Source organism: Rummeliibacillus sp. TYF-LIM-RU47 (assembly GCF_008638315.1).
Taxonomy (GTDB): Bacteria; Bacillota; Bacilli; order Bacillales_A; family Planococcaceae; genus Rummeliibacillus; species Rummeliibacillus stabekisii.
In genome coordinates this window covers 1,742,934-1,769,336 of record NZ_VVIR01000001.1, presented here as the reverse complement: position 1 = coordinate 1,769,336, position 26,403 = coordinate 1,742,934, and the positions used below count along the sequence as shown (strand labels likewise).

Here is a 26,403-nt window from a genome sequence, read left to right as displayed (position 1 = left end):
AGATGGAAAATGAATTTTTTAAAATATTTGATGAAGAAAGAAATATAATAGGGGTTGCTTCGCGTAAGGATGTCCATGAGCTTGGGTATTGGCACGAGACCTTTCATTGTTGGTTTGTCACAAATATTGAGGGAAAGGATTATATCTATCTGCAGTTACGCAGTGATACTAAACAAGACTATCCGAACCTATTGGACATTACTGTAGCCGGGCATTTAATGGCTGATGAAACTGCCCGTGAAGGTGTTAGAGAGATAAAAGAGGAAGTAGGTATTGATATACCCTTTCATGATTTAGTGCCATTAGGACTCATTAAATATTGTGTTATAAATGAAAATCTCATTGATAAAGAATTAGCACACCTCTTTTTGTATAAAAGTGCGCATAATCTTAATGACTTTACTATTCAACCGGAGGAAGTTTCAGGTATGGTCTTAGTGGAATTTAATGATTTTAGTAAGCTTTGGTTAGACGAAAAACAGGAAATTAAAGCTAGCGGTTTTAAAATTGATAAAGAAAATAATAGAGCTGATTTCGTTGAGTATATCGGTAAGAATCAATTTGTCCCTCACCAAATTTCGTACTATATAGAAGTTATAAATAAAATAAAAGACCAAATTTGATGGTCGCAAGAGAATATATCTACAGGCAACATAGTTCTAATTTCTGAGCAAATGAAGTCTATTAATTAAGCCCGTGATAGTCCTTAGAAAAATAAGGATAAAGGGAATGGGATATTCCCTTTCCTTTATCCAAAAATCTGGCCGCCGTTGACATGCAATGTTTGGCCTGTGACAAATCGAGAATCATTCGAAGCCAGGTAAACAAACGTTGGTGCCACTTCAAACGGCTGCCCTTGACGATCCATTGGATTTCCTGCAAGCACCACCTGATCTGGGGAGAAGCTTGATGGAATAAGTGGCGTCCAAATTCGTCCTGGAGCAATAGCATTTACACGAATGCCTTTTGTAACTAAGTTTTTGGCTAATGAGCGAGTAAAGCCAATGATAGCTCCTTTTGTCGCACTATAATCAATTAATTGTTCATGCCCATCGAATGCTACGACTGAAGATGTATTAATAATGGATGCGCCAGGTTGTAAATAAGCAAGCGCTGCACGGGTTGTGTAAAAAAAGGAATATATATTTACTTTAAATGTATCTTCGAACTGTTCGTCTGATATATCCTCTAGATGGTTTTGTTGAAATTGAATACCAACATGATTACAAAGAATATCTAGTTTTCCAAATGTGCTTACTGTTTTTTCGACAATAAGACGGCATTGTTCTTTTTGACGGAGATCACCCGGCAATAACAGCACTTGACGGCCTAATTCTTCTATTCTTTTTTTCGTGCGTTCAGCATCCTCATGTTCATTTAAATAGGAAATAGCAACATTTGCTCCTTCTTTTGCAAAAGCTATAGCCGCTGCTGCACCCATACCACTGTCGCCGCCAGTGATTAATGCTACTTTTCCTTCTAATTTTCCGCTCCCTTTATCATTAGGATTTTCAATGATGGGTTGTGGTACCATTAGCTTTTCGACGCCTGGCTGCCGAAATTGCCGTTGTTCTGGTACCGTAATGGCAACATCTTGATACTGCGTGATCTTACCGAAGTTTGGATTCATTGGATATGTTGACTCATTTGTTTCACGGTGGTCCAATTAACATTTCCTCCTCTAATTCACAAACTAACTATTCAAAGTACAGTATGAGAGAATTATTCAAAATGTGCTTACTGTGAGGCACCAATATACAGTGACTTTGAATAAGATAGAATGAAAACAATAGGGAGAAATAGGGAGATGATGGATTGGAGAATTATTATTTTAACGAGCATGTTAAATTCTTATTAATTAATGAATCGGATGAAAAGGTAGAAGTAGCATATGAAGAGTCCGTTTTTGAATTACCTTTAATTGGTCCAAGCCCTCCATTTTATGCTCATCCACGCTATACCGAAGAATATCCGTTGCTTTAAAGGAATTAATAAGAGCTGTACAAATTTGTGCAGCTCTTTCATACGTAACTGTGGAACGAGTGGATGGAGTCTCTACAAGGGGGAGGAAAGAGAAGAGCAAAAGCATACGAGCTATTACTCTGCTTGAGGGAGAGTGTTTTTTCCATATTCCATTGAATCAATTGCTTTGATTAGTTTGTCAGTGAAATGCTCTGTTTTAAGCTGATAGCGGTGAAGCTTTTGATTTAATTGTAAAATCTTTTCAGTAGATGCATACAGATTAGATTCAGTATCATCAAAGTAGGATGTGATTGCATCTAAATCAAAAATTGCTTCCTGATCATCTACAAAACCTGCATTTTCAATAAGCTGTTGATAAATCTCTCTTGTTTGCTTTTGTTCGACAGAAATAAAATCAACTAAGTTTTTACGGATGGACGAGATCATTTCTGATGTGTTTTGGAACTTATATATAATTTGTTTCATTTCATTTAATTGGTTAGTATAATTATTTGTTACTTTTTGAGTCATTTTATCGTTTCCTTTCGTGGTCTAAATTTACTATATAATATTGTATACCCATTCTGCAAAAGAATACACAAATGTAACACAATTGTAATAATGAGAATTTGTATGTAAGCGTTTCAATAAAATAAACATCTAAAAATAATTAAAAAACCTTTATTTTATAGGCTTTCAAGGTATTTATATCAAGACAGAATATTTGATGGATTACAAAAAGATATATATTAAATAAATGTTAAATTAATTAAGTCTTTTTACTCATAAATGATTATTTTTTTCTTTACGTAAAAGATAAAAGGAGATTACAAGATGGTTAAAAATTTTTCTTTACCACCAGAATTAAAGGATTCGTTAATAGCGGCAAGTCCTGTTGTATGGCTTAATCCCCAAAAAAGTGAATCCTATTCAATTGATCACGCTATGATCGAAGAAGCCGAAAAGAGATTGATTCGTTTTGCTCCGTACATTCAAAGAGAATTTCCAGAAACATTATCTCTAAACGGGTTCATTGAATCACCATTGCAGCCAATGCTACAACTAAAAGAAGAAACGCTTATAAAAGGTAATATCTTTATTAAAAGAGATGATGGATTGCCAATCAGCGGCTCAATTAAAGCCAGAGGTGGTATATATGAAGTGTTATATTTAGCTGAAAAAGTCGCTTTAGAACATCATTTAATAAGTATGGAGGATGACTACTCTATCTTTGCTAAGCAAAGAATGAAAAACATACTGAGCAAATACAAGATCGTCGTGGCATCAACAGGAAATCTAGGTTTGAGCATTGGCATTATGAGCCGGAAACTTGGCTTTAATGTGATTGTACATATGTCGCATGATGCAAAAGAATGGAAAAAAAGCATGTTAAGAGCGGTTGGAGCGCAAGTTATAGAACATGCTGGGGATTATAGTTTAGCTGTTGCTAGGGGCAGAGAAGAAGCAGAGCGAGAAGCGAACAGTTATTTTATTGATGATGAAAACTCAAAACACCTATTTGCAGGCTATGCTGTAGCAGGACGCCGACTAAAAAAACAGCTAGACGAGCAAGGCATTAAAGTGGACGCCAACCATCCGTTATGTGTTTACATCCCTTGTGGAGTAGGTGGGGGACCAGGAGGCGTATGCTACGGCTTAAAAGAGAACTTTGGAGAACATGTATATTGTTATTTCGTAGAGCCAACTCAATCACCTTGCATGCTGCTAGGCATGGCTACAGGCCAGCATGATCAGATATCTGTATATGATCTAGGCTTGACCAATAAAACTATTGCCGATGGTCTTGCGGTTGGGCGGCCTTCTTCTTTTGCAGGGAAATTATTAGAGCCCTTATTGGATGGGATACTCACTGTAAGTGATGAAGAGTTAATTACCTATTTAAAAAAACTTTATCAAAAAGAAGGTATTATAATTGAACCTTCGGCAGCAGCGAGTATAAAGGGCCTATTTGTTTCATTGCCAACCTCTGCTAATAAAGAAGCAACACATATTATATGGTCAACAGGTGGAAGTATGGTGCCTAAAGAGGAACAGAAAAGCTATATTGAGTAACAAAAAATAAACCTAGTCAAAGCAGCTAGGTTTTTTATTTTTCTGTAAAATGGACAAGAGGCATGTTTTTGAATAAAAATTTAAAATGTTTATGATAATTTTAGTATTTTGAATGTATTCATAGATATTGATTTATGATATCGCGAATAGTAATATCATTTTTATGATTAACCAGTAAATAAATTATCAGAAATGTTTAAGAATATTGCCTGTAGAAATTTATGAAAACGTTTTGATTAGATGGATAGTAGTTTGGGCATGACTATTTAATATATTTGTGATGGTTTGATTGCTGATCTTTATGCTAGGAGTTGCCTATATGTTTTTCATGTTAAATATTTTAGGAGTCATTATTGTAATGGGCATTGTTTATTTATGTTCGCCCCGCAAAAAAGAAGTAGCATGGAGAGCGATCGCTACCTTGTTAGTGCTTGAAATACTAATTACGTGGTTTATGTTAAAAACCACTATCGGCGGCTGGATTATTAATAAAATTGCCTCATTCTTTACATGGCTGATTGATTGTGCAAATGAGGGGATTGCATTTGTCTTCCCGAGTGCCTTGGCAAATGATACAGTCGACTTTTTCTTCAGCGCGTTATTGCCGATCATCTTTATAGTTACCTTCTTTGATATTTTATCTTACTTTGGAATTCTGCCTTGGATCATTGATAAAGTCGGCTGGCTAATATCGAAAGCATCAGGATTGCCAAAGTTGGAAAGTTTCTACTCTATTCAAATGATGTTTTTAGGTAATACGGAGGCGCTTGCAGTAATTCGAGGCCAATTGGCGAATTTAAAAGAGAACCGTTTATTAACTTTTGGAATTATGAGTATGAGTTGTATTAGCGGATCGATTGTAGGGGCATATCTGTCTCTCGTGCCTGCTGAATATGTATTTTGTGCTATACCGCTAAACTGCCTGAACGCTTTGCTTGTTGTGAATATGTTGAATCCTGTGAAGATTTCTAAAGAAGAAGACATTATTTATCAACCAGCAAAAGAGGAGAAAAAGGATTTCTTTTCAACTATTTCGAATAGTATGCTAATCGGCATGAATATGGTCATTGTTATTGCTGCTATGCTCGTTGGTTATGTAGCTTTAACAGCTGCAGTGAATGGTTTATTAGGAATTTTCGTTCACGGGCTGACCATTCAGAAGATTTTCTCTTATATTTTCAGTCCTTTTGCTTATTTACTTGGTTTACCGACTAAAGATGCGCTTTATGTTGCTCAGTTGATGGGTACGAAGCTAGCTACGAATGAATTTGTGGCTATGATGGATCTTAAGAAACATTTAAGTTCATTAGCTCCTCATACAGTTGCAGTAGCCGCTACCTTCTTAACATCATTTGCAAACTTTAGTACAATCGGAATGATTTATGGTGCCTTCAGCTCTCTTTTATCTGAAGAAAAATCAGCGATTATCGGTAAAAATGTTTGGAAATTATTAATAAGTGGTATTGCTGTCTCACTTTTGAGCGCTATGCTTGTAGGTTTATTTGTTTGGTAATAGATGAGTTCCTATTCCTTTGGGGTAGGGACTTTTTTGATAGATCAATGATGGATAAAAAAAGATGGATTCAGATTAAATAATCTGTCCATCTACAATGATTTGACCTGTTTTTTGGTCATATTCCACTTCGCCCATAGCACCAAGATTAATGCCCTTTGGCAACTCTCTAGTTTCTACCATTTGTCTTTCGTTAATAATTGCTAAGTATTCACCATTTACCAGAACTACTTTCGTCATATTAATCCAACTCCTTAAATGTTTTGTTAATTAAGAATACCCGTTCGATAGAAAGTTAAACATGCAAATATAAAAGAGAGACACTATAATGAAAAATAATAGGAGGAATGAATGATGCAAAAACTAAAACTAGAAGATATAGAATTTATGCTACAAGAAGCGAAGGGAAGCTTAAAAGAATTACAAGAAGTTGATTTGATTGATGAACAAACAAAAGAATTAATATTGCTTACAAAGGAACAAATTGAAGACTTAGAAGAAATGAAAAAAGAAGCTTCAGAATAAGGTAGCATACTTTTAAAACTCAGAATAAATGAATACAATCTTTTTATTAGGAATAGTCTACCTCCTCCTACATATATATTATAAATAGGTCTTGCTGGAGGAGGAATATTCTTGAATGAACAATTAACAAAACGTGCAAAGCGCTTTTTTAAATATGTTGAAGAATTTACGGCTTTGGAAAATCCTGCTGTCCGTTCGATAAAAGATTACAAACAGATTTGGAATATCAATGATTTATACTTGTACGAATTGCTAGATTCTAAAGTGCAGCTAAAGCAGCGAGCAGAGATACATAAACCTATTCTAGAGCAAACATTTCTGGTCGCACCCAAGCCATATCCCGAAATATCCCCAAAAATTGCCCTTATTTATAAAAAGGAACATACCGCACCTGTGTATAAGCACGCTTTCCAACTAGAAGAGAATTTATTACAAAAAGAAGGAGCTAACTGGAATCGGCATTCTAAAACTATAGAATGGACAAAGTGGGTTGTTAGAAAGAAGAATTACGATAAAGCCTGCAGCCTTTATAATGAGCTTTGTGAATGGGTTGAAAAACTCAACGGAGATAGCGATTTAGAGGTTGTATTGGCAAAAGGCTTATTTAATTGGCGGAATGGAGAGCATGTGATCGAGTTGCCTGTATTCACACAATCACTTGCTTTAAATAAGAATAAAGATACCATTACAATTAATACGAAAGACGACACTTATTCCTTTGATCAGCATTTATTGGAGAATTTTTCAGAAGAGCAACAAACACAGGTTGCAGCTTTGTTAGATAATATAGTACCTGACAAATTCTTTAATGATGAGTCTGAAATTCTAAATAAAATTGCCCCCTATTGTCATCCTGAAGCAGAGGTAGGGGATCAAGCACATGAGAAGAAACCAATATTAATCGATGAATCTTTCATTATTATCCGCCACAAAAATCAGATTCGTTTAAAAAAGGACTTACAAAACTTAGTACAAGACCTTGAACATGAAAATAGTGCACCCACTGAAGCACTTTATTCAGTATTAGGCTTACCACAGAAAAAAAGAGAAAGTAGCAGCGTAGCCAAAGGACAACTATTTTTGCCGCTAGATGTACCAGAGGAACAAAAGCAAGTAGTAAAAAAGTTAGAACACATGAGTGCTATCAGTGTCCGAACGAGCAATAATTCTGCTAAGTCAGAAGCTATTAAGAACATAGTCGCCCATTACTTAGCTAACGGAAAAAAAGTGTTGGTAGCTACAAATCGAGAAGAGCTAGCTGCAATTAAGAATGATTTGCCCAAGCATCTTCATCCGTTATGCGTTCACATAACAAGCGACGTAAAAAACTCAAAAGAACAAATTGAGCAATCCATTCAAGTAGTAGGAGAACGGCTTGATAATACCAATATGCGAAAAGGGCTTGAAAAGGTAAAACAAAAGCAACTAAGACTTCAAATGAGTGTCGAGCAAGAGCAAGCAAGCTTAAATGAGCTACGGCAATATCATTTGTCTGAAGGAAAGCCTTTCCTATTCGAGAATAAAGAGTGGTATAAACATGACGTAGCCAAATATTTATCAACTGACTCAAAACCATTTGATTGGATTCGAGATGATTTGCCGCTTGTTATGAAATTCCCGCTTTCTCATGAAGAATGGAAAGAATTCGGTCGCATTCATAATTCTCTTACAAAAGAGGATACCATTTTGCTCCATACGACTGTTCCATCCCCTGGTGAAATGATGAATGAAGCGACCTTTAAAATATTGTTAGAAGAAGAACAAAAACTAGAAGAATCAATTGACGTACGCCATATCCTGCCGATTGAGTTAGAATCCTCAAAAAAATCAGCATTGCTTATTATGCAAGCTTATGTGGATGATATTCTAACAAATTATGAAATAGTGGAGGATGAAAGTGTTCATGGTTTCTTGGAGGATGTGTTAGGAGACGAAAAAAAGAAAGAGGATTGGAAGAATGTAATTGATCAAATTAAAGCATTAAATAATAAGGCGTTAGAGATGTATCATGAAATAAGTCATCATCAAATACGACTACCGAAGAAATTGACGGTTGATATTAAAAAAGATTTAAGAATGGTTAGAGACCGTATGCTTGCCGGAAAGAAGCCAAATGCACTTTTTATGTTGGGTAAAGGCAAAGCTACGCGATACTTATTTGAAACGCCTGTATTGAATGGAAAACCACTTCGCAATTTTGAGGATGTAGCAATTATGCTACGGTATATTGAATACCGCACGTTAATTACACAGCTATCTAGAATGTATAATGGCAAAATCAGTGAAGTTAGATTCCCGCAAATTGATATAAGGCACCCTCAATTCCCTCTAATTTTGCATGAAAAAATAGAATTGTTGGAACATCTTATAAATATTGCTGATACAGATATGGCCTTATCACAAAAATTGGTGTCAGAAAAGTTGGAGAAAACTAATCTATTTAATCAACTGTGTTATGAAAAATTAAAAATAGAAATCTCACATACACTAGCGTATTTAAAATATGAAAAATGGCAAGAAAATTTCTTTGATAGAACCCAACAGCTTCGTGCAATAGCTCAACTTAAACATATGCATCCAATTTATAATGCTTTTCTTAATGCAATGGTAAAAAAGGATCCTTCGAAATGGAAAGAACTTTTAACAGAGTTGAAAATACAACGAAAATTGCAGCAAGATATTCATAAATGGAAGCACTATATAGATTTATTATCTCACAGTCTGCCACTAACCGCAGGTGATTTAATTGATCTCCTAGGTGAAGCGAAGGTGCCAGAAGACGATGCTATTGAATCATTTGTGCTGAAAAAGATGGCGACATGGCTATCAGGTAGCAGACACTTGCAGCCGAATATATTACATGCAAAGTTGAAACAGGAAAGAGTACTTCAAAAGAAATTAACGGAAGAATTAATTCAGCCAGTCTCTTGGCTATCGACGCTGAAACAAATTACTCCAGCAGAAAAAACAGCAATCACAAATTGGCGTTTTTACAATAAAAAAATGAAAAAAGACAGAGCCAAATTTGCACCACATTTTAAACAGGAAGCGGACAATATTCTTAAACAAGCGCAGTCAGCTATTCCAGTATGGTTAATGCCACTATCAGAGGTAACTAAATATTGGTCTGTTCCAGGGAATTATTTTGATGTTGTGATTGTCGACGGAATGGGAAGCCTTTCAGATCTCCAAGTATTATTGCGAGGAGAAAAAGCAATTATCTTTGGAGATGAGGCTACTACTAATAAATTGTCATCCAAATTAAGCCAAGAGGAAATTGCGGTACTAATGAACAATTACATTACAGATTTCCCGAATTACTCGTTGTATGATGGAACAATGTCTATGTTTGAAATTGCTCAACATCAATTACCAGACAAAGCAAAAATAGAATTACCGAATACTACATCCTTCATTCTAACGACCGAGGACCATGCGACATCATCTACCTTTGTAGCAGACTTGCAGAATGAACTGATGACGAGAGGGTATCGTTTCATGCCTACTATTAAAACAGGACCATTGACAATTGACTTGGCATTAGAGAGTTCTCATGGGCGCTTAGCGATCATATGTGGAGGAAGAAAGTGGACTAATCATTCAGAAATTGATGAGTTAGAATGTTGCCAACATCAGATGGAGCAGGCTGGTTGGACATTCTGGCATATAAGCGGTAGAGAATACTACTTAGATCATTCAAAAACAATGGAGAAATTGCTTAGTCTTATAAACTTCATGAAAATCAAACCGCAGAATCTGGTTCAAAATCAACCAACTCCCAGTCTCCACTTTCAAATTAATCAAAAGCCTACTTCAGTGGACCAAAATTAAATGGTGAACTGATGATAATAGCTTTAAAGGAATATAGCATTTTGACTAGGGGGTTCTCTTAGTCAAAATGCTTTTTTTGACGACTTAACGTGTATGCTTTAATTAGATATTGCATAATAATGAATTTTACAGCTAAATGGTAGTCTTATCAGTCTTGTAAAAGGGGTGCTGTTTACATATATATTTATTTAGGGCATTATAAGAATGTGAGAGAAGGTTGAACAGGTTAAAGTCAAACAACATTGTGTAGCTGTTCTGTTTGGATTATGTTTATATAAGAGAGGTGTAAATGAATGAAGCATGCGTTGATTGTTGGAGGAACAGGGATGTTATCAAACACATCTCTTTGGTTAGTGAGTAAAGGCTATCATGTATCTGTAATTGGACGGGATGCTAAACGAATGGAAAGCTTAATTAGCAAATCAATCGATTCATCACTCATGACACCTGTATTAGTGGACTATAATGACGAAACTTTTTTAACAGCAAAACTAAGAGAAACAATAGAATGTAATGGGCCAATTGATTTAGTCATAGCCTGGATACATTCGTATGCTGAAAGTGCATTAGAAGTAATTGCAAAAGAAATCTCAAATCAAAGCGACCAATACTGGCAGCTATTTCATATACTAGGGAGTAGTAAAAAACCAAATGAAGTAAAAGGTAAATTTAGTTTGCCTCACCCCACTCGTTATCGCCAGATACAGCTTGGATTCATCCTTGAAAATGGTCAATCGAGATGGCTTACAAATGATGAGATTTCACAAGGAGTAATAGATTCTATAAAAAGCGGTAAATCTATTAATATCATAGGAACCGTTGAACCTTGGGGGAAACGCCCTATATAGCATTTTTAACATGATATTCTGTTTTTAAAGACAACTATCTAAAGAGCTTATAAGTTCAAGGATAAATATGAATCAAAACATCATGTTATTCATATTTAAAGGAGCATATTTGTGATTAACTGGAAGTTAAAAGATGTAGATACATTAGAAAATCAAGGGAAATGGAATGAAGCTAAATCAATATTAATAAAATTGTGTAAAGATAACCCTTTAGAACCGAAATACTTTATTAGACTAGGTTTCTTATGCTGGTATCTATTAGTTGAAGGTCATACGCTAGATGGAGAAAGAGTCAATTCAAAAGAATTGGTTATTACTTTAGAGGAAGTTACTAGTTTTGGATTAGAAAATTTTAAGAATAATGAAAATTTTCTGTGGAGTTTTGGTTATATGATTTCTCAGTTTCCTTATTATTTTGGTGACTATTTCTCTTGGGAGAAGAAAGGATGTAAGATGTTGGAGCGTGCTTACAGATTATGCCCTAATGATCCAATTTTTAAATATTCTTATTTAGGCTCTTTTCCTAATACTTATAATAAGATTACCGTTGAACGTTTAAACGTTCAAGCTGTTTTAGATCATAGATTTCAAGGAACAGGATTGTTTTCACAGTATTTTAAAGATATATGGAGTTAGTACAAATACAAATATTGCTTATAAATGTTGATACATAAAACGAATTCAATGTAATAACATTTAGATAACAAAGTAGTTAGATTTAGAAACGATAAAGAAAGGAATAGCGTGGCATTAGCTGATGCCATGCTAGGAAATTATAAAAAGTGATAGTTAATCTTTTCTTTTTAATTTTATTCTTAATAAGTATAGGATATATTTTTTATAGTATTAAATTGACACAGAGGAAATTAAACAAACGGGGTTCGAACTATGTAAGCGGTGCTGATTTTTGGATTAACTTTATTTGCGGAATAATTGAGCTATTACCCTTTAAATACCGAAAATATTTTTATATTACTCAATCAGTCCTTATATTAATCTTATTAATATTTCTATATTATACCTATCTTTCACGTTGAACGACTCTGGTATCCAATTGGTTGCTTAAGGATTGTATATCACACTTACATATTTATACTGGTCTAAAATAATGAAATTAAATAAAGGTAAAGGTAAAGGTAGGTGAGGGGAAGTTTATTAGTAGATTGCCTTGTTATGTAGTTAAAAGTCTATTTATAGTAATAGGTGTTTGTCTTTTTGTAAGTTGTATAGTACATATCTAAGTTTTATAATAGTATTCCTTGAAAAAGCCGGACTTTTATTGGAAGGCTAATTTAGCCTTCCATAGTAGTTTGGCTTTCTCAATTTTAAAAGATATTTATCACACACTTCTAAAAGTTTGGAGATAGCGGGAAGAGATAGTAACCTCAATTATTGAAAGTAGATTTGTACAAAATTACAAATCTCTTTTCATTATCCAAGATCCCCCGGCATCTTCATAAACTTTGATAAATCCGCTTTTTTCATAAAGTCTTAAAGCATTTTGATTTAGAGGATCGACGCTTAACGAAATAGCCGGATAACCAATAGAATGAGCAAACTGAATCATATTAAATAACAAATTTTTGCCGATTCCTTTCCCTCTATATTGATTCTTTATTGCCATTCCAAGCTCAGGTGTATTCTCATCCACAAAGCCATAGCCAGCATTATCTTGGTCTAATAACCTTACCCATACTGCTCCTACAGCATTATTTTCTTTATCTATAGCAACTAGTGCATGGTCATTTTCCTTGCCCCAATTTATCAAGTATTTTTCTATATTGGGTTCTTTCAATATATCTAGACTAGGTGCAGGTTGACCTTCAGGAACAAATATAGACTGGTGCAGCATTTCCCATAAGAATGGAATATCTTTTTCCATAGATGGTTTAATTGAATAATTCATGCTAGTCACTCCTTAAAAATCTGAAAACTAAGTTAAATATTTTTAATTCTTTGTTTAAAAACCTAGATTCGTCAAAAACTATTTTGTAGAGTTTATTTCATATAGATAGAAAACATAATCAGTAGGTACACCCAAGAAACCTTGTTGGCGTATCATAGCAGAAAGATTTCCGCGGTGATATGTTCCATGGTTGACTACATGTTGAACCAATTCGGAAAGATGAGTATTTAATCGTCCGAATTGAGGATGTTCAGGGGAAATTTCTTTATCCAAATTACTTTCACTATTAAGAAATCCTTGATATTCCTTTGCTAATTGATAAAACAACTTTTCCATTTCCTGTAGACCTTTATTCTTTGTATGCTCTTGTACTTGAGCGATTGAAGCTTGAATCTCAACCATAGTTTTTTGACGCATTACACCAAGCCAAATGGTATCAACCATATAAATATGATTAAAAGTCGCTGCAAGAGAAGGGAAAATACTTTGAACTTCCTGATTAAAAATTTCCTCAGGCAATTCCTTTAACCTTTCGAATAATTTGTTATTAGCCCAAACGTGATAATCATACAACTGTAATGCATGATGTTTTTTCATTTATATTCCTCCTACAATTTTTCAATATGGTAAAAATCTCGTCTTTTCATATCAGATGTGTAAATGGATAGGCATATCCTATATATTCTACTAATTTATTGAAATTCCTTCATGTTCAGAAATTAACAGTAGTATAGAAAGTAATATGTATTTAACCTTAACTTCATTTAATTCCATAGATTTAATATACTCCAAATTGAATAAACTGTAGTATTAAATTATGGTGGACTTAAGTATTACTGAACGGGTGGGAAAATATGAGATATTATTTCCAGAGCTATAAGCTTGTGCTGAAAAAAGACATTATGTTAGTTTTAATTGCTTTGGTTTTGTTATTCTTTACATTTGGCTATTGGTTGGTAATTCCAGTCTTTTACGTTAGTCTTAAAATTTCAAATATAACTAATAGTATTATTATTAATTATTTATGTATATTATTTTCAGTAGGTTTTTTATTTTCTTTATATTTTTTACCGATAAATTTAAAGGTTGCGAGAAATATAGCAATTTCAAAGAAGCATAGTTTTCTTAGCTGTTTTCTAATGATAGAAGTAGTGTGGATAGTAGTTGCTGCTATACTCTTTGGAATAGCTATAATAATTTTTCTTCATTTAAATTATATATAACTAAAGAAAGTTTAATGAAATCACTTCTACTATGATAGTATTGGATTTATTAAAATGGGGTATTTAAATGACACCAGAACAAATTGTTAGAGAATTTTTTAAAGAAGTACGATCAGGTAACAATCCTGATTACTCAGATCAATTTATGGCAGAACAAGTATATGCCCATCAAATTGTATCTGAAGAGGAACAAACAGTGGTGAGAACACCTAAGGATTATGCTGAACATGTAAGAGAAATGATTGAAGTATATGGTGATTTTTCATTAGAGATTCAAGAATTTTTAGTAGATGGAAATAAGGTATATGTTCGATGGAAACAAAAAGGTACGCACGTAGGAGAAATCGATGGATATCAACCTACAGGCCTCCCAATATTACAAATGGCAAGTGCGGTATATAGAATAGAAAATGAAAAAATTTCAGAGTATTGGATTCAGATTGATAGGTTAGGTACTCATAAACAGTTAGAATCCAATAAACTCTCGTTCATCTAAGGAGTACATAATTAAAGTATTATAAGCAAAGACAAGTTTCTCTTTGTATAATAAAAGTCTCTTGTGTTGCTCACCTGTTAGACAGAAAAAAACAAACCCCTTAATATATCAAGGGGTTTGAAGAGTATCTTAATGCCCTTAACAGGATTCGAACCTGCGACCTAAAGTTTAGGAAACTTTTGCTCTATCCTACTGAGCTATAAGGGCGTAGCAATATGTTAACAATCACTATTCTACTATAAAAACTTCAAACGAAAAAGTATTTTTTTCGAAAATCGAAAAAAGCATTGGATTATTGTCAATCCAATGCCTTATTAATTATTTTTTCTTTATTTCGACTCTGTGTTTTGTGATGGCAACTTTTTCATCATCACTTAAATTAGTGAAAACTACAGAAGAGATAATGGAAGGAACCTTCTTTTTGATTGTATTAAAATCGACATCCATTAAACGATCACCTTTTTTGACTTTTTGTCCGTCTTTAACAAAGGGAGTAAAGCCAAGCCCATTTAAAGCGACAGTTTCAAGACCTATATGGAGCAGGATTTCTCTTCCTTGATCGTCTAATAAGTTGATAGCGTGCTTTGTTGGAAAGACACTGATGACCTTCCCATTTACAGGTGATACTACTGTAGAATTTGTAGGAACAATGGCAAAACCATCTCCCATCATTTTTTGTGAGAAGACTGGATCTGGCACTTCTTCTATGGGGATAATTCTTCCTTCCAATGGCATTGTCAATGATGAATCTTCAATGGTATCCTTTTTAAAAAAGCCTTTAAACATATTTAAACCGCCTTTCATCTTTTTAACGTCTATATTCCCATTTCTGTTAAAAAGTAAAAGTGTTTTGTAGGAGGAAACAATACGTGACAATTAATGAAATTGCCAAACGAGCGAATGTTTCGAGGACAACCGTATCCCGTGTAATTAATGGGACTGGTTATGTTCGGGATGAGTTAAAGAAGCGGGTGTTACAGGTAATAGAAGAAACAGGCTATATTCCAAGTGAAAATGCTAAATCATTACGTACAAAAAAGACCAATATTATAGGTGTGATTCTACCAAAAATCAGTACAGAAACATCGAGCCGTTTGATGAATGGTATCGATCAAGTATTGGCACCAAAGGGTTATCAAATACTATTGACTATTACGAATCAAGAACCTGCAAAAGAAATTGATTTTTTGCATTTGTTGAAGGGAAGAAATGTTGATGGCATTATTCTTTCTGCAACTCATATAGATGAAGCTTTGCGTGAAGAAATAAAAAAATTAAAAATGCCCTTTGTTATGGTTGGCCAAGAAATGGAGGGAACAGCGGGCGTTGTGTTAGACGACTTTCAGGCAACATACGATTTGGTAAAACTATTCATTGAGAGAGGTCATAATGAAATTGGTTTTATTGGAGTTACAGAAGAGGATCGAGCAGTGGGTTACCTGCGCAAATTGGGCTACCTGAAAGCTTTGAAAGATAATGGTCTAGAAATAAAACACCATTGGATACAAGAAGGTAATTTTGATGCTGCTTCTGGTTTTCAAGCGACCGAAAACATGGCTGAAGAAGGAGAGCTTCCATCGGCTATTATAGCAGTAACGGATCGTTTGGCTATTGGTGCAATGCAATATGCGAAGGGACAGGGGCTGTCAATCCCAAGCCAATTGGCAATAGCTGGTATGGGTGCTTCTGAAATCTCAACTTATATAGAGCCACAATTAACAACAGTTGATTTCTCACAAGTTGATGCTGGGGTAGAAGCTGCTGGCATTTTACTGGAGCAACTTAGTGGCCAGAAAACAGACACAGTAACAGTCAAAAATAATTATAGAATTCTTGTAAGAGAAAGTATATAATGTGGGGGTAATTGTACAAGCCCTCTTTTTTTTCATTTGTAAGGAATCGATTCCATAACTAACAACATAAGATGGAAATGAAAGCGTTGAACTTGTTACAGAGATAACAGTTTAAGATGTTTAATATTGTAAAAAGAGTGGAATCGTTTTCAATAAGAAAAAAGGGGTGGGTATATGTCTGAAAATCGGCAAATTGCTGAGGAAGTAATAGAAGCAGTTGGGGGAAAGGATAATATTGAATCTGTTGCTCACTGTGCAACTCGGTTGCGCTTAATGGTGGCAGACAAAAGTAAAATTGACCAAAAAAAAGTGGAGTCAATCGCAAAAGTAAAGGGTGCCTTTTTTAATTCTGGCCAATATCAAATTATTTTTGGGACTGGTACAGTCAATCGCATCTATGATGAAGTGACTCAGTTTGGCTTTACGACACGATCTGCTTCTGAGCAGAAAAAAGAAGCAAGGAAAAAAGGATCTCGACTACAGCGTATGATTCGAACATTTGGTGATGTTTTTGTCCCTATTATTCCAGTACTTGTAGCTACAGGATTGTTTATGGGTGTGCGTGGACTTGTCATGCAAGAGCAAATATTGGGGCTCTTTGGCATGAAGCCTGACGATGTTTCGGAGAATTTCATTTTATATACACAGGTTTTAACGGATACTGCATTTATATTTTTACCTGCATTGGTTGCATGGTCTACATTCAAAGTATTTGGCGGTACACCGATCATTGGACTTGTGCTAGGGTTAATGCTTGTCAGCCCTTCATTACCGAATGCCTGGGATGTTGCAGGTGGCGATGTAAAGCCGATACACTTTTTCGGATTTATTCCAGTAGTTGGCTACCAAGCTTCTGTAATTCCTGCATTTATAGCTGGGCTCATCGGTGCAAAGCTTGAAAAGTTTTTGCGTAAGCGCATACCCGAGATTCTAGACCTTATTTTAACGCCGTTCTTAACTTTGCTTGTAATGAGTGTTTTATCACTGCTCATTATCGGCCCAATTTTCCACTCTGTTGAGCAATGGATTTTATCAGCAGCGACTGTTATATTATCTTGGCCATATGGAATTAGTGGAATTTTGCTTGGTGGGCTCAATCAGTTAATCGTTATTACTGGTGTACACCATATATTCAATATGCTTGAAATTCAACTATTATCGAAGTATCATGATAATCCCTACAATGCAATCGTGACCTGCGCCGCTGCTGCTCAAGCTGGCGCAACATTAGCAGTTGCTTTAAAAACCAAATCGGCTAAATTAAAGGCTCTTGCTTTTCCTTCGTCACTATCTGCTTTTTTAGGGATTACGGAACCTGCTATTTTTGGCGTCAACTTGCGTTACGGTAAGCCATTCCTTATGGGATTAATTGGCGGAGCGGTAGGAGGATTTTTCTCATCCTTACTCGGCTTAAAGGGAACAGGGATGGCTATTACAGTATTGCCTGGAACGCTGCTGTATTTAAATGGTCAGGTATTTCAATATATCTTTGTAAACTTACTGGCCGTTGCGGTAGCCTTCATCTTGACATGGTGGTTCGGCTATTCCGATGATGCCAAAGAAGAAAGTAATGAATAGATTAGTAGTGAGGCAAGGTTTTCTTTTGTTCTCACTTTAAAAATATATCGTAGTACGGAGGTTCGTTTTGCCATGTCAGAACAATTTGGCCACCTGATTAATCGAGCTTATGACGAAGTAAAAAAATATAAAGAATTAGTGCTAAGTGATCCTTATCGTTTATCCTATCATTTAATGCCATCTGTCGGATTTTTAAATGATCCTAATGGGTTAATACAATACAAAGGTTTTTACCACGTTTTTTACCAATGGAATCCATTCGGTACTATGCATGGTTCAAAGTTTTGGGGACATTTCTCATCACCAGACCTAGTGCATTGGCAAGAGGAGCCTATAGCTCTTGCGCCTACAGAATGGTATGACAAAGACGGCTGCTATTCAGGAAGCGCTGTTTGTGATGATGGCCATCTTTACCTCATTTATACTGGTAATGTTAAAGGAGAAAATGGTGAAAGGGAAACGTACCAATGCTTAGCAGTTTCGACAGATGGCGTAAATTTTGAAAAAAAAGGTCCCATTCTTCGAGTGCCTGAGGGATATACAGCACATTTCAGAGATCCAAAAGTTTGGAAACATGAAGGACAATGGTATATGATACTAGGTGCTCAAAATCTGGAGGAAAAGGGCTCTGCTGTATTATTTACTTCACCAGATCTTTATCAATGGGAAATGATTGGTGGCATAGCAGGTGCTGGTATAAATGGTTTGGAGGAGTTGGGTTATATGTGGGAATGTCCGGATTTATTCCCACTCAATGACCAGCATATTCTATTGATTTCTCCACAGTCTCTAATAAAAAATGGAGAAATGGCTCAAGAGTTGTTCCAATCAGGCTATTTTAATGGTGAGTTTTTGTATGAAACCCATCAATTCAAGCATGGTCCTTTTAAGTTATTGGATTATGGATTTGATTTTTATGCTCCGCAAACCTTTAAAGATATACACGGAAGAACAATCCTTTTTGGTTGGATGGGTATTACCAATGAGATAGAACAGCTCCAGCCAACTATTCCCAATAAGTGGCTGCATGCTTTAACAATGCCAAGGGAGCTTCAGTGGAGAAATGGACGCATATTCCAAAGACCACTGGAGGAGTTGCAACTGTTGCGTAACAATGAAGTGTTGTATAAGGATATACAGATGAAACAGCAAGCTATTCAATTCGAGGGTATTCAAGGCACTTCTGCTGAGCTATTTATAGAGTTCTCTCCGAGAGAGTGTCACGATTTCCAGATTGACCTACGCCATGAAGCAAGGTTGACCTATGATGATCAAACAAAAGAAGTAACGCTATATAGAAGGAATATTGATAATAGTGGAGAGCAATCTAGAAAGTGCAAAATTGAAGGTCTGTCCAATCTTCATTTCTTTATGGATGAGTCGTCTATAGAAATATTTATTAACGATGGCGGTGAAGTGATGACAGCCCGCTATTTCCCAAAACCTGAGGATCACTCTATTACTTTTGAAGGTGATGCTACGTTTAGTATTACTAAATGGGATCTTCTCCAACATAAGAATGAAGAGTCCTCACCTCAACAGGAGTTGATATTTGCATGAATGGTGTTCTATGTTTCGGTGAAGCGCTTATCGATTTTATACCGTTAAATGAAGATAATATAACCTATCACAAAGCTCCAGGAGGTGCCCCTGCCAATGTTTCAGTAGGTATTGCTAAACTTGGCGGGCATGCTACATTCTTAGGTAAGGTAGGGGAGGATGTATTAGGTCGATTTTTGCAAGAGACATTAACAGACTACAAAGTGAATACGAACCACTTAATGTTTTCAGCAGAAGCTAGGACAGGATTGACTTTCGTTACATTAGACCCTTCCGGTGAGCGACATTTTAGTTTTTATATTCAACCAAGCGCAGATCAGCTGATTACAAAAGATGAAATTAATGCTGAGCTCTTTGAAAACCATAATATTTTCCACTTTGGATCTATTTCTCAAATCAATGAACCATCCAAATCAGCAACAATGCAAGCAATACGGTTAGCTAAAGAAAATCATATGACTATTTCTTACGATCCTAATTATCGTGAAAGTCTATGGCTACATGAAAATGATGCAAGAGAAATAATTTTATCTACAATCCCATTGGTGGATGTGTTGAAAGTATCCGACGAGGAGCTAACATTTTTAACTGGCTGCAAGACAATTGAAGAAGGGATAAAACGGTTACCGAACATCCCACTGGTCTTGATAACAATGGGGAGCAATGGTTGTATGTATTGTTTTAAAGAACAATTAGGCCATGTATCTGCGATAAAAGCGAAGGCGATCGACACGACTGGCGCTGGAGATGCATTTGTATCGGGCATACTCTATTCCTTATATACCTCACAACAGCCGCTACAGCAATTAGCTGTAGAAGAATTGGAAGCAATGATTCGTTTTGCAAGTATATCTGGTGGCTTGGCTACAATGAAAAAAGGGGCGATGTCTGGATTGCCCACATTAGAAGAAATTCAATCCTATCAATTAGATGTTGATTAGTACTACCTCCATTAGAGTATTCAACAACCAAATATGTGTGAATTGTGAATGAAAGGAATGCCCACTGGCCAATCTAACCAGTGGGCAGTTTTTTTATTGAAGTGTTTTGGCTTCTTTTAACTCAGCGATATCAACCTCTGAACGCTCTTCTAATGAACGTCTTAAATGGACGGTTGCTGTTTTTTCATTTACTAATTTGTCTATCCAGACAGAAACACCATTATACGTTACTTCAAATTCCTGCGGAGAGGCGACTATTTCTTGTGCGCGTTGATAATCCAAAGTAGTATCCCCCTAGTCTATAATGTAGGTTTTGATGCATTTTTTGTTTTGTGTTTATAGGCTTTCTCAAGCTCCAATAATTCTTCTGCCGTTTCTTCTTTGACTTGTTTTGGTGCAATAAGTTGATTTTTAGGCGTTTGAGCCATACGTCCTGAATTATGGCTTCTACCTTGCTTATTGTCTCTTCCCATTTTGGCATTCTCCTTCCTTTTATAAAAGCATTCTTAATATGGCATGTTGTTTTTGCTTTTATCCATAAAGGCTACGGGGAATAGAAAAACCGCAGCAAATAAATGCTGCGGCGATAAGATTAACGATTTAAATTGAGTTGGAAAATGCCAAATCCTCTTACATCAGTTTTACCTGTATAAGTGAATAAGCTTCCTTCTTTAATATAATCCACAGCTTGCGGTGAAGTTGTGAATGTTACATTTACTTTTTGAGCAATTGGCGCGATGGACCAGTTATTGTCTGCTGTAGGTGTAATTTCTTTAACTTCAGAAATATAGTCCATTAGAATTTGACGGTTTTCATCTGCTGAGTCTACTACTAATTCACTCTCTGAAATGCCAGGGAAATGACCGCCGCCACTTGCACGATAGTTGTTTGTTACCACAATGAATTCTTGATTTGGATCAATTGGTTTTCCATCATACGTTAAGTTGACGATACGGCTTGAAGTAGGATTTTCCAACTGTCCAGTAGTTGAGTACTTCGCAGGCTTTGTAACATCGATTTGATATTGTACGCCATCGATTACATCAAAGTTATATACTGGGAAGGTTGGATTTAATAATGATTGTTCTGTTGTTTTAGATGTATCAATCGTATTGAATGCTCCTGCAACCATTTCTAGCCATTCTTTTACATTAGAGCCTTTCACTTTTAAAGCTTTAAGCGTATTATCATATAAATACAAATCGCCGGCACTACGTATTGTTAAGTCGCCTTTTTTGATATCTGTGTATTCGTCTTTACCATTACGACCTGCTTTAAATGGTGCGCCAACAGATAAAATTGGCAAATCTTTTAACTCTGGTTTATTTAAAGCAACATATTTTTCAACAAACCATTTTTGTGCACTTGTTACAACTTGGATAGATGGATCATCTTGGACTAGTGCGAAATAGCTGTAGATATCGTCAGTTGTTTTGCCGATTGGTGTGTTGATATATTTAAGTGTTGCTTCATGGTCTTTTAAGATTGCTTTTTTAATCTTTTCATCTGCTTTTTCTTCAAGAACTGATCGTGTTTGCGCTTGTGTTTTAGATTTTGTAATCGCCCATTTTCCTTTGATCTTCTTCAAAGTTAAGTCGATAATTCCTAATGCGCCGCCACCAAAGCCAGCTTGTACTGCAGGTACACCGTTAATTGTTCCTTTTTTGTTATCTACACCTTTCGCAGCATTGCCTTGTTCATCCTTAAAGATAGAGTCTAAACTAGCAATATCCTTTGCTGGGAAGACTTTATGCGTATGTGAGAAAGTTATAGCATCTATTCCTTTTACTTTGCTTAATGCATATATTGTATCTTCTGTATTTGTCACATCTTTGTTAAAGCCAGAGTGAGGCATTGCGATGACAACATCTGCGCCTTTCTTTTTCATAATCGGCACATATTTCTTTGCAGTTTCAACAATTCCCTTTACAATTACTTTGTCATTTAGATTAGCTTTATCCCATTCGCTGATTTGAGGCGGTACAAAGCCAATATAACCAACTTTGATGGTTTGTGTTTTTCCTGATTCGTCTTTTACTTTTTTGTTGACGATTTTGTATGGTGTAAATTGATTTTTATCATTATTCGGATTATTATCGTGATCATCTTTGTATACATTTGCATTTACAAAACCAAATGTCGCATCATTATAAACTTCTTTTAGGAAATTTAGACCGAAGTTGAATTCATGATTTCCAAGTGAAGCCATGTCATATTTCATAATGTTCATCGCTTTTATCATTGGATGGACTTCGTTCTTTTTCAATGGATCGATTGTTGCTTTGTATGTTCCAAGCGGTGTTCCTTGAATAAGATCTCCGTTATCTACTAATACAGAGTTCTTCACTTCTTTACGAGCTTTATTGACAAGCGTTGCTGTTTTCGCCAATCCTAATTGAGGAGCTACGCTATTTTTGTAATAGTCAAAGTCTAATAAGTTCGTATGCACATCCGTTGTTTCCATGATCCGAAGTTTTACCTGTGATTGTACTTTAGTTTTTGCCGTTTTAGCTTGCGCTTCTGTATCCAACATCGGTGTTAATGAAGATGCAATTAGACTTAGAGCAAGTGCGCTTGATAAAACTTTAAGGCCTTGGAACTTTTTTGTTGATTTCATACATTTCACCCATCCCTTTTAATTTTTTAAACCCCTTCAAAATATACCATAGAAAATATACTGATAAATTAGCATTTTTCCTCCAAAACAAAAACAGTAAAATATACATAATAAGCGTTTCTGACTAAACAAGTAAATAGTATCGGAGGACTAAAGTGGGATGTTCGTTTTAAAGAAAAAATAGTTAAAAAAGGTTTAATCAATAGAATATCTTCATTTGAGTTAGGAAGAATTCCATTCAACTATTTTATTTCTTAGACAAGCTTCTTCTTATTCTTAATCTTGTGTTAAGAAAAATAAAACTCGTATGACCATTCTATTGGTATTTTTATTCTTTGCTAGAAATTTGTATAATTAGTAGGTATAATGTATCTGAAAGAAGAACTGATTTTAAAAAAATATTTTGTGATCTTCCTAACAGACAACTTTTTTCCTATAAAAATTTCTTTAAGAGGAGGGATTTCTATAACAAACTTTGATTATGGAGGCTTCTTGAAAAAATTTCGGTTGCCGATTGGATTGCCTATTGTTTTACTTGTAATCTCGTTTTTATTTAATAAGCAACTCTACGGTGTATTTGGTGCAGAAAATTATTTATCCATTCATTTAATGGTCGAGATATTTATTATTGTTTTTTCCTTTTCGATTGCTATTCAAGCATGGCTGATCGTACCATATGTTTTATCGAATAAAAGATTATATATTGGAGCTCTTTTTTTATCTTTAGGTTTAACGGAGTTGTTCCATACTTTAACATATCAAGGGATGCCGTTTTTTCTAGAAAAAAGCTCTAATTACTCAGCTACATGGTTTTATATCATTGGACGCCTTTCATTAGCTGTTGGTTTGTTAAGCATATACCTGTTTAAGCCGAAAAATTCTGTACTCAAGAATCGATATATAGTGTATGGTTTATCATTAGCCTATACCGTTTGCTGGTTGGGAATTATATACTCTCCCAAAGCATTGTTGCCAAATCTATTTATTGATGGAGTTGGAACTTCTCAGATAAAAAATGGGCTACAATATGCTGCTGCTTTTCTACAACTTTTCTTTGTGGCTTATATTTTTAAAAGCAAAAATAATGTTCAGAAAAAAGAAGTTGAAATGCTGGTACTTGGTTCTTTTTATTTAATATTAGGAGACCTAGTGTTCACCACCTATATCAATGTCTATGATTTCAGAGCTATGCTTGGCCATTTATTTCAACTAACAAGCTATTACTTTTTTTTGAAAGCACTTCATCATACTTCAGTTGAAGAACCATTTGAGTTATTGATGGAAACCCAGGAGGAGCTGGAAAGTTCTCAGGATTCTTTAAGATACACAATTGATCATGATGAGCTCACGGGCTTGCCTAAACTGCACTATATAGAAACTAAACTAGCAGAAATGTTAAATATCCACAAAAAAGCTGCTGTTTTAATGGTGGAAGTAGACCGTTTAAAGGTTATAAATGAATCGTTTGGTAGTAGGTTTGAAGATCAAATTATTCATGGCGTTTCTAAAAGATTGAGTTATGTAGAATCGCAGAAGAGGTTACTTGGCAAAGGAAATAACGGTGAATTTATTCTTATTGTTCCAACTGTGTCAAATAGAGAAGAAGTCACTGCTATTTGTGAACAAATTACACAATTAATGGAAGTTCATTTTCCTGTGCAGCATCATCAGGTGAAAGTAGAATTAAATATCGGGATTGCAATTTATCCAGAGCATGGCAGAAATGCAAGCGATTTATTTAGACATGCTCAAGTTGCTATGCATCAAGCAAAACATCAAATAAACCGAGTACTTTTTTACGAAAAAAATATGGAAAAATGTTCAGAACAAAAAATGTTGCTAGAGCATGATTTACACAAAGCACTTGAAAATCAAGAACTCTTCCTTGAATATCAGCCACAGATTGATGTACGAACAGGAGAAATAATATCTGTTGAGGCATTACTCAGATGGAAGCATCCAACAAAGGGGATTATTTCTCCTGCTGATTTTATTCCGATAGCAGAAGAATCAGGGCTAATTGTGCCAATAGGTGAATGGGTGCTTCAACAAGCATGTAGCCAAGTGAAAAAATGCCAGGAGGATTGCCAGCTAACGATTGGTGTATCGGTAAATTTATCGATCCGCCAATTCTTCCAGCATAATTTAGCTCATACAGTTAAAAGGGTTCTAGCAGAGACACAGCTTCATCCTGCTTGTCTAGAACTTGAAATCACTGAAAGTATGACGATGGATAGAAAACATGCAGTCGAAACGTTATGCGAGTTAAAAGAATTAGGAATTAAAATTGCGATTGATGATTTTGGAACAGGATACTCATCTATCGCCTATCTGAAAGATTTGCCAATTGATACATTGAAAATAGATCGTTCATTTGTTATGCAAATACCAACAGGGGATACTGTTCTTATTTCGATGATTATTTCTCTGGCAAAACATCTAAATTTAACAATTATTGCAGAAGGAGTGGAAGAAGAGCTCCAGTGGGAATTTCTTTCAAGAGAAGGATGCAATCTTATTCAAGGTTACTTATGTGGAAGGCCGATGCCGCTCCATCAAATTATAGAAACAATTCATTTTCAACAAGCTGCCCAAATTTAAGTAAGCAGCTTTTTTTTTTTTTTGAAAAGAAGGTATTATGTTTGAGGGAAAAATATGATTTGAGAACTCGGTTTGTAAAACCATCCGACTATCAGGTAAATTCCATATTAGAGATAAAATATCAATTTTTGCAACGATTCTTTTTTAATGGGGTATTTATGCTACGATTAATAAAACAACTTGGAGGTTATAGTATGAAAAATTTAGTCAAAAAATTTGTAAAAGGTACGATCGCGACTAGTGTACTTGCATCTGGTTTATTAATTGGAACAGCGTCTTTTGAAACGAGTGAATTAGTAGGTACTCAGACTGTTCAAGCAGCTAGCAAAAAAGTTTCGAAAAAAGGGGTTTTTACACTTTCAAAGGGATTTACACTAAAAGAAGCCCAAAATGAATTAAGACCTGAAGCTGCAAGACTAATCCGTATTTACGGCGAATCAAACAGAACAGGAAAAACAACAACATTTAATAAATATGCAAAGAATCATATAGCACCTAAAACAGATACGAACTATTTACTAGGCTATAAATATTCAACGGATAGATACAAAGAAAGAATAAAACTTAATCGTAAATCTAATAGCAAAAAAATCATTCATCTTTACGGCAAAAATTTAAAGCTGGCAACAACCTCAAAAGTAAAAAACTATGACTCCAGAAAAGGAACAGGTTGGGCAAATATTCGATATCAATTCCAACCTAAAGATTTTAACGCAATGGGTAACGTATCGGTAACTCTTAAGTTTACCAAAGTGAAGAGCGGTAAATATGTACTTGAAGACATTCATTTCTATTAAGCCTTATAAATGATTATGGCTTGGGCATGCTAATCCAGAGCAATAAACATTGTTCACTTCATAAATATGAGGAGGATAG

24 protein-coding genes and 1 tRNA gene are annotated in these 26,403 nt (G+C 35.2%); 15 read left to right on the top strand and 10 right to left on the bottom strand.

Features of this window, described 5'->3' with window-relative positions:
- The first annotated feature begins 2 nt into the window (after positions 1 to 2).
- The gene (locus F0527_RS08900) at positions 3 to 623 is read left to right on the top strand and encodes an NUDIX hydrolase (protein WP_150284560.1); all 621 of its coding nucleotides are present in this window, start codon (positions 3 to 5) and stop codon (positions 621 to 623) included.
- Positions 624 to 748: 125 nt separating this feature from the next.
- On the opposite strand, the gene F0527_RS08895 is transcribed toward F0527_RS08900, so the two are convergent.
- Positions 749 to 1,630 (bottom strand): SDR family oxidoreductase, encoded by an 882-nt coding sequence (locus tag F0527_RS08895; protein ID WP_150284945.1) that lies wholly within the window; start codon positions 1,628 to 1,630, stop codon positions 749 to 751.
- Between the two features lie 185 nt (positions 1,631 to 1,815).
- On the opposite strand from F0527_RS08895, the gene F0527_RS17060 reads away from it, so the two are divergent.
- The gene (locus tag F0527_RS17060; RefSeq protein WP_190323425.1) at positions 1,816 to 1,983 is read left to right on the top strand and encodes a hypothetical protein; all 168 of its coding nucleotides are present in this window, start codon (positions 1,816 to 1,818) and stop codon (positions 1,981 to 1,983) included.
- Positions 1,984 to 2,097: 114 nt separating this feature from the next.
- On the opposite strand, the gene F0527_RS08890 is transcribed toward F0527_RS17060, so the two are convergent.
- Positions 2,098 to 2,493 carry a hypothetical protein gene (locus F0527_RS08890; RefSeq protein WP_150284559.1) on the bottom strand — a complete coding sequence of 132 codons (396 nt, stop codon included), beginning with the start codon at positions 2,491 to 2,493 and terminating at the stop codon, positions 2,098 to 2,100.
- A gap of 303 nt (positions 2,494 to 2,796) precedes the next feature.
- Here F0527_RS08890 and F0527_RS08885 point away from each other — a divergent pair, with 303 nt between their 5' ends.
- Together F0527_RS08885 and F0527_RS08880 are read left to right on the top strand one after the other, a co-directional pair.
- Positions 2,797 to 4,035 carry a D-serine ammonia-lyase gene (locus F0527_RS08885; RefSeq protein WP_150284558.1) on the top strand — a complete coding sequence of 413 codons (1,239 nt, stop codon included), beginning with the start codon at positions 2,797 to 2,799 and terminating at the stop codon, positions 4,033 to 4,035.
- 319 nt (positions 4,036 to 4,354) lie between these two features.
- Positions 4,355 to 5,548: a NupC/NupG family nucleoside CNT transporter gene (locus F0527_RS08880; protein WP_066787810.1), complete on the top strand. Its 1,194-nt coding sequence runs from the start codon at positions 4,355 to 4,357 to the stop codon at positions 5,546 to 5,548.
- A gap of 75 nt (positions 5,549 to 5,623) precedes the next feature.
- On the opposite strand, the gene F0527_RS17055 is transcribed toward F0527_RS08880, so the two are convergent.
- Positions 5,624 to 5,788: a hypothetical protein gene (locus F0527_RS17055; RefSeq protein ID WP_158512583.1), complete on the bottom strand. Its 165-nt coding sequence runs from the start codon at positions 5,786 to 5,788 to the stop codon at positions 5,624 to 5,626.
- Positions 5,789 to 5,902: 114 nt separating this feature from the next.
- On the opposite strand from F0527_RS17055, the gene F0527_RS17050 reads away from it, so the two are divergent.
- The 4 genes from F0527_RS17050 to F0527_RS08865 all read left to right on the top strand — a co-directional run bounded on the left by F0527_RS17050 (position 5,903) and on the right by F0527_RS08865 (position 11,388).
- Positions 5,903 to 6,073 (top strand): hypothetical protein, encoded by a 171-nt coding sequence (locus tag F0527_RS17050; RefSeq protein ID WP_190323424.1) that lies wholly within the window; start codon positions 5,903 to 5,905, stop codon positions 6,071 to 6,073.
- A 111-nt stretch (positions 6,074 to 6,184) separates the two neighbouring features.
- Entirely contained in the window at positions 6,185 to 9,904 is a 3,720-nt protein-coding gene (locus tag F0527_RS08875) for a hypothetical protein (protein WP_150284557.1), read from the top strand.
- Between the two features lie 293 nt (positions 9,905 to 10,197).
- Positions 10,198 to 10,752 (top strand): short-chain dehydrogenase, encoded by a 555-nt coding sequence (locus F0527_RS08870; protein ID WP_150284556.1) that lies wholly within the window; start codon positions 10,198 to 10,200, stop codon positions 10,750 to 10,752.
- Positions 10,753 to 10,863: 111 nt separating this feature from the next.
- Positions 10,864 to 11,388 (top strand): hypothetical protein, encoded by a 525-nt coding sequence (locus F0527_RS08865; protein ID WP_150284555.1) that lies wholly within the window; start codon positions 10,864 to 10,866, stop codon positions 11,386 to 11,388.
- A 778-nt stretch (positions 11,389 to 12,166) separates the two neighbouring features.
- On the opposite strand, the gene F0527_RS08860 is transcribed toward F0527_RS08865, so the two are convergent.
- Together F0527_RS08860 and F0527_RS08855 are read right to left on the bottom strand one after the other, a co-directional pair.
- Positions 12,167 to 12,658, bottom strand: coding sequence for a GNAT family N-acetyltransferase (locus F0527_RS08860; RefSeq protein ID WP_150284554.1), 492 nt, complete (start codon positions 12,656 to 12,658; stop codon positions 12,167 to 12,169).
- 78 nt (positions 12,659 to 12,736) lie between these two features.
- On the bottom strand, positions 12,737 to 13,255 hold the full coding sequence (locus F0527_RS08855) for a DinB family protein (RefSeq protein ID WP_150284553.1): 519 nt from the start codon (positions 13,253 to 13,255) through the stop codon (positions 12,737 to 12,739).
- Between the two features lie 693 nt (positions 13,256 to 13,948).
- Here F0527_RS08855 and F0527_RS08850 point away from each other — a divergent pair.
- Positions 13,949 to 14,377: an ester cyclase gene (locus F0527_RS08850; RefSeq protein ID WP_150284552.1), complete on the top strand. Its 429-nt coding sequence runs from the start codon at positions 13,949 to 13,951 to the stop codon at positions 14,375 to 14,377.
- A 133-nt stretch (positions 14,378 to 14,510) separates the two neighbouring features.
- Here the strand turns inward: F0527_RS08850 and F0527_RS08845 are convergent.
- Together F0527_RS08845 and F0527_RS08840 are read right to left on the bottom strand one after the other, a co-directional pair.
- A tRNA-Arg gene (locus F0527_RS08845) sits at positions 14,511 to 14,584 on the bottom strand.
- 111 nt (positions 14,585 to 14,695) lie between these two features.
- Positions 14,696 to 15,163, bottom strand: a complete 468-nt coding sequence (locus F0527_RS08840) for a PTS sugar transporter subunit IIA (protein WP_150284551.1) — start codon at positions 15,161 to 15,163, stop codon at positions 14,696 to 14,698.
- Positions 15,164 to 15,246: 83 nt separating this feature from the next.
- On the opposite strand from F0527_RS08840, the gene F0527_RS08835 reads away from it, so the two are divergent.
- The 4 genes from F0527_RS08835 to F0527_RS08820 all read left to right on the top strand — a co-directional run bounded on the left by F0527_RS08835 (position 15,247) and on the right by F0527_RS08820 (position 20,309).
- Complete coding sequence (locus F0527_RS08835; RefSeq protein WP_150284550.1) at positions 15,247 to 16,230, top strand: LacI family DNA-binding transcriptional regulator; 984 nt, start codon at positions 15,247 to 15,249, stop codon at positions 16,228 to 16,230.
- A 174-nt stretch (positions 16,231 to 16,404) separates the two neighbouring features.
- A complete protein-coding gene (locus F0527_RS08830) occupies positions 16,405 to 17,808 on the top strand; it encodes a sucrose-specific PTS transporter subunit IIBC (RefSeq protein ID WP_150284549.1) in 1,404 nt (467 codons plus the stop codon).
- Positions 17,809 to 17,880: 72 nt separating this feature from the next.
- Complete coding sequence (locus F0527_RS08825) at positions 17,881 to 19,368, top strand: glycoside hydrolase family 32 protein (RefSeq protein WP_150284548.1); 1,488 nt, start codon at positions 17,881 to 17,883, stop codon at positions 19,366 to 19,368.
- Positions 19,365 to 20,309 carry an aminoimidazole riboside kinase gene (locus F0527_RS08820; protein WP_150284547.1) on the top strand — a complete coding sequence of 315 codons (945 nt, stop codon included), beginning with the start codon at positions 19,365 to 19,367 and terminating at the stop codon, positions 20,307 to 20,309. The genes F0527_RS08825 and F0527_RS08820 overlap by 4 nt, the downstream gene beginning before the upstream one ends.
- A gap of 93 nt (positions 20,310 to 20,402) precedes the next feature.
- Here the strand turns inward: F0527_RS08820 and F0527_RS08815 are convergent, their stop codons facing one another.
- The 3 genes from F0527_RS08815 to F0527_RS08810 form a co-directional block, all read right to left on the bottom strand.
- Positions 20,403 to 20,591, bottom strand: coding sequence for an H-type small acid-soluble spore protein (locus F0527_RS08815; protein ID WP_147198120.1), 189 nt, complete (start codon positions 20,589 to 20,591; stop codon positions 20,403 to 20,405).
- A gap of 17 nt (positions 20,592 to 20,608) precedes the next feature.
- Positions 20,609 to 20,782: a hypothetical protein gene (locus F0527_RS17045; RefSeq protein ID WP_190323423.1), complete on the bottom strand. Its 174-nt coding sequence runs from the start codon at positions 20,780 to 20,782 to the stop codon at positions 20,609 to 20,611.
- Between the two features lie 119 nt (positions 20,783 to 20,901).
- Complete coding sequence (locus tag F0527_RS08810; protein WP_150284546.1) at positions 20,902 to 22,926, bottom strand: bifunctional 2',3'-cyclic-nucleotide 2'-phosphodiesterase/3'-nucleotidase; 2,025 nt, start codon at positions 22,924 to 22,926, stop codon at positions 20,902 to 20,904.
- 492 nt (positions 22,927 to 23,418) lie between these two features.
- Here F0527_RS08810 and F0527_RS08805 point away from each other — a divergent pair, with 492 nt between their 5' ends.
- A complete protein-coding gene (locus tag F0527_RS08805; RefSeq protein ID WP_190323422.1) occupies positions 23,419 to 25,527 on the top strand; it encodes a bifunctional diguanylate cyclase/phosphodiesterase in 2,109 nt (702 codons plus the stop codon).
- 194 nt (positions 25,528 to 25,721) lie between these two features.
- Entirely contained in the window at positions 25,722 to 26,324 is a 603-nt protein-coding gene (locus F0527_RS08800) for a hypothetical protein (RefSeq protein WP_150284544.1), read from the top strand.
- Positions 26,325 to 26,403: the final 79 nt, after the last annotated feature.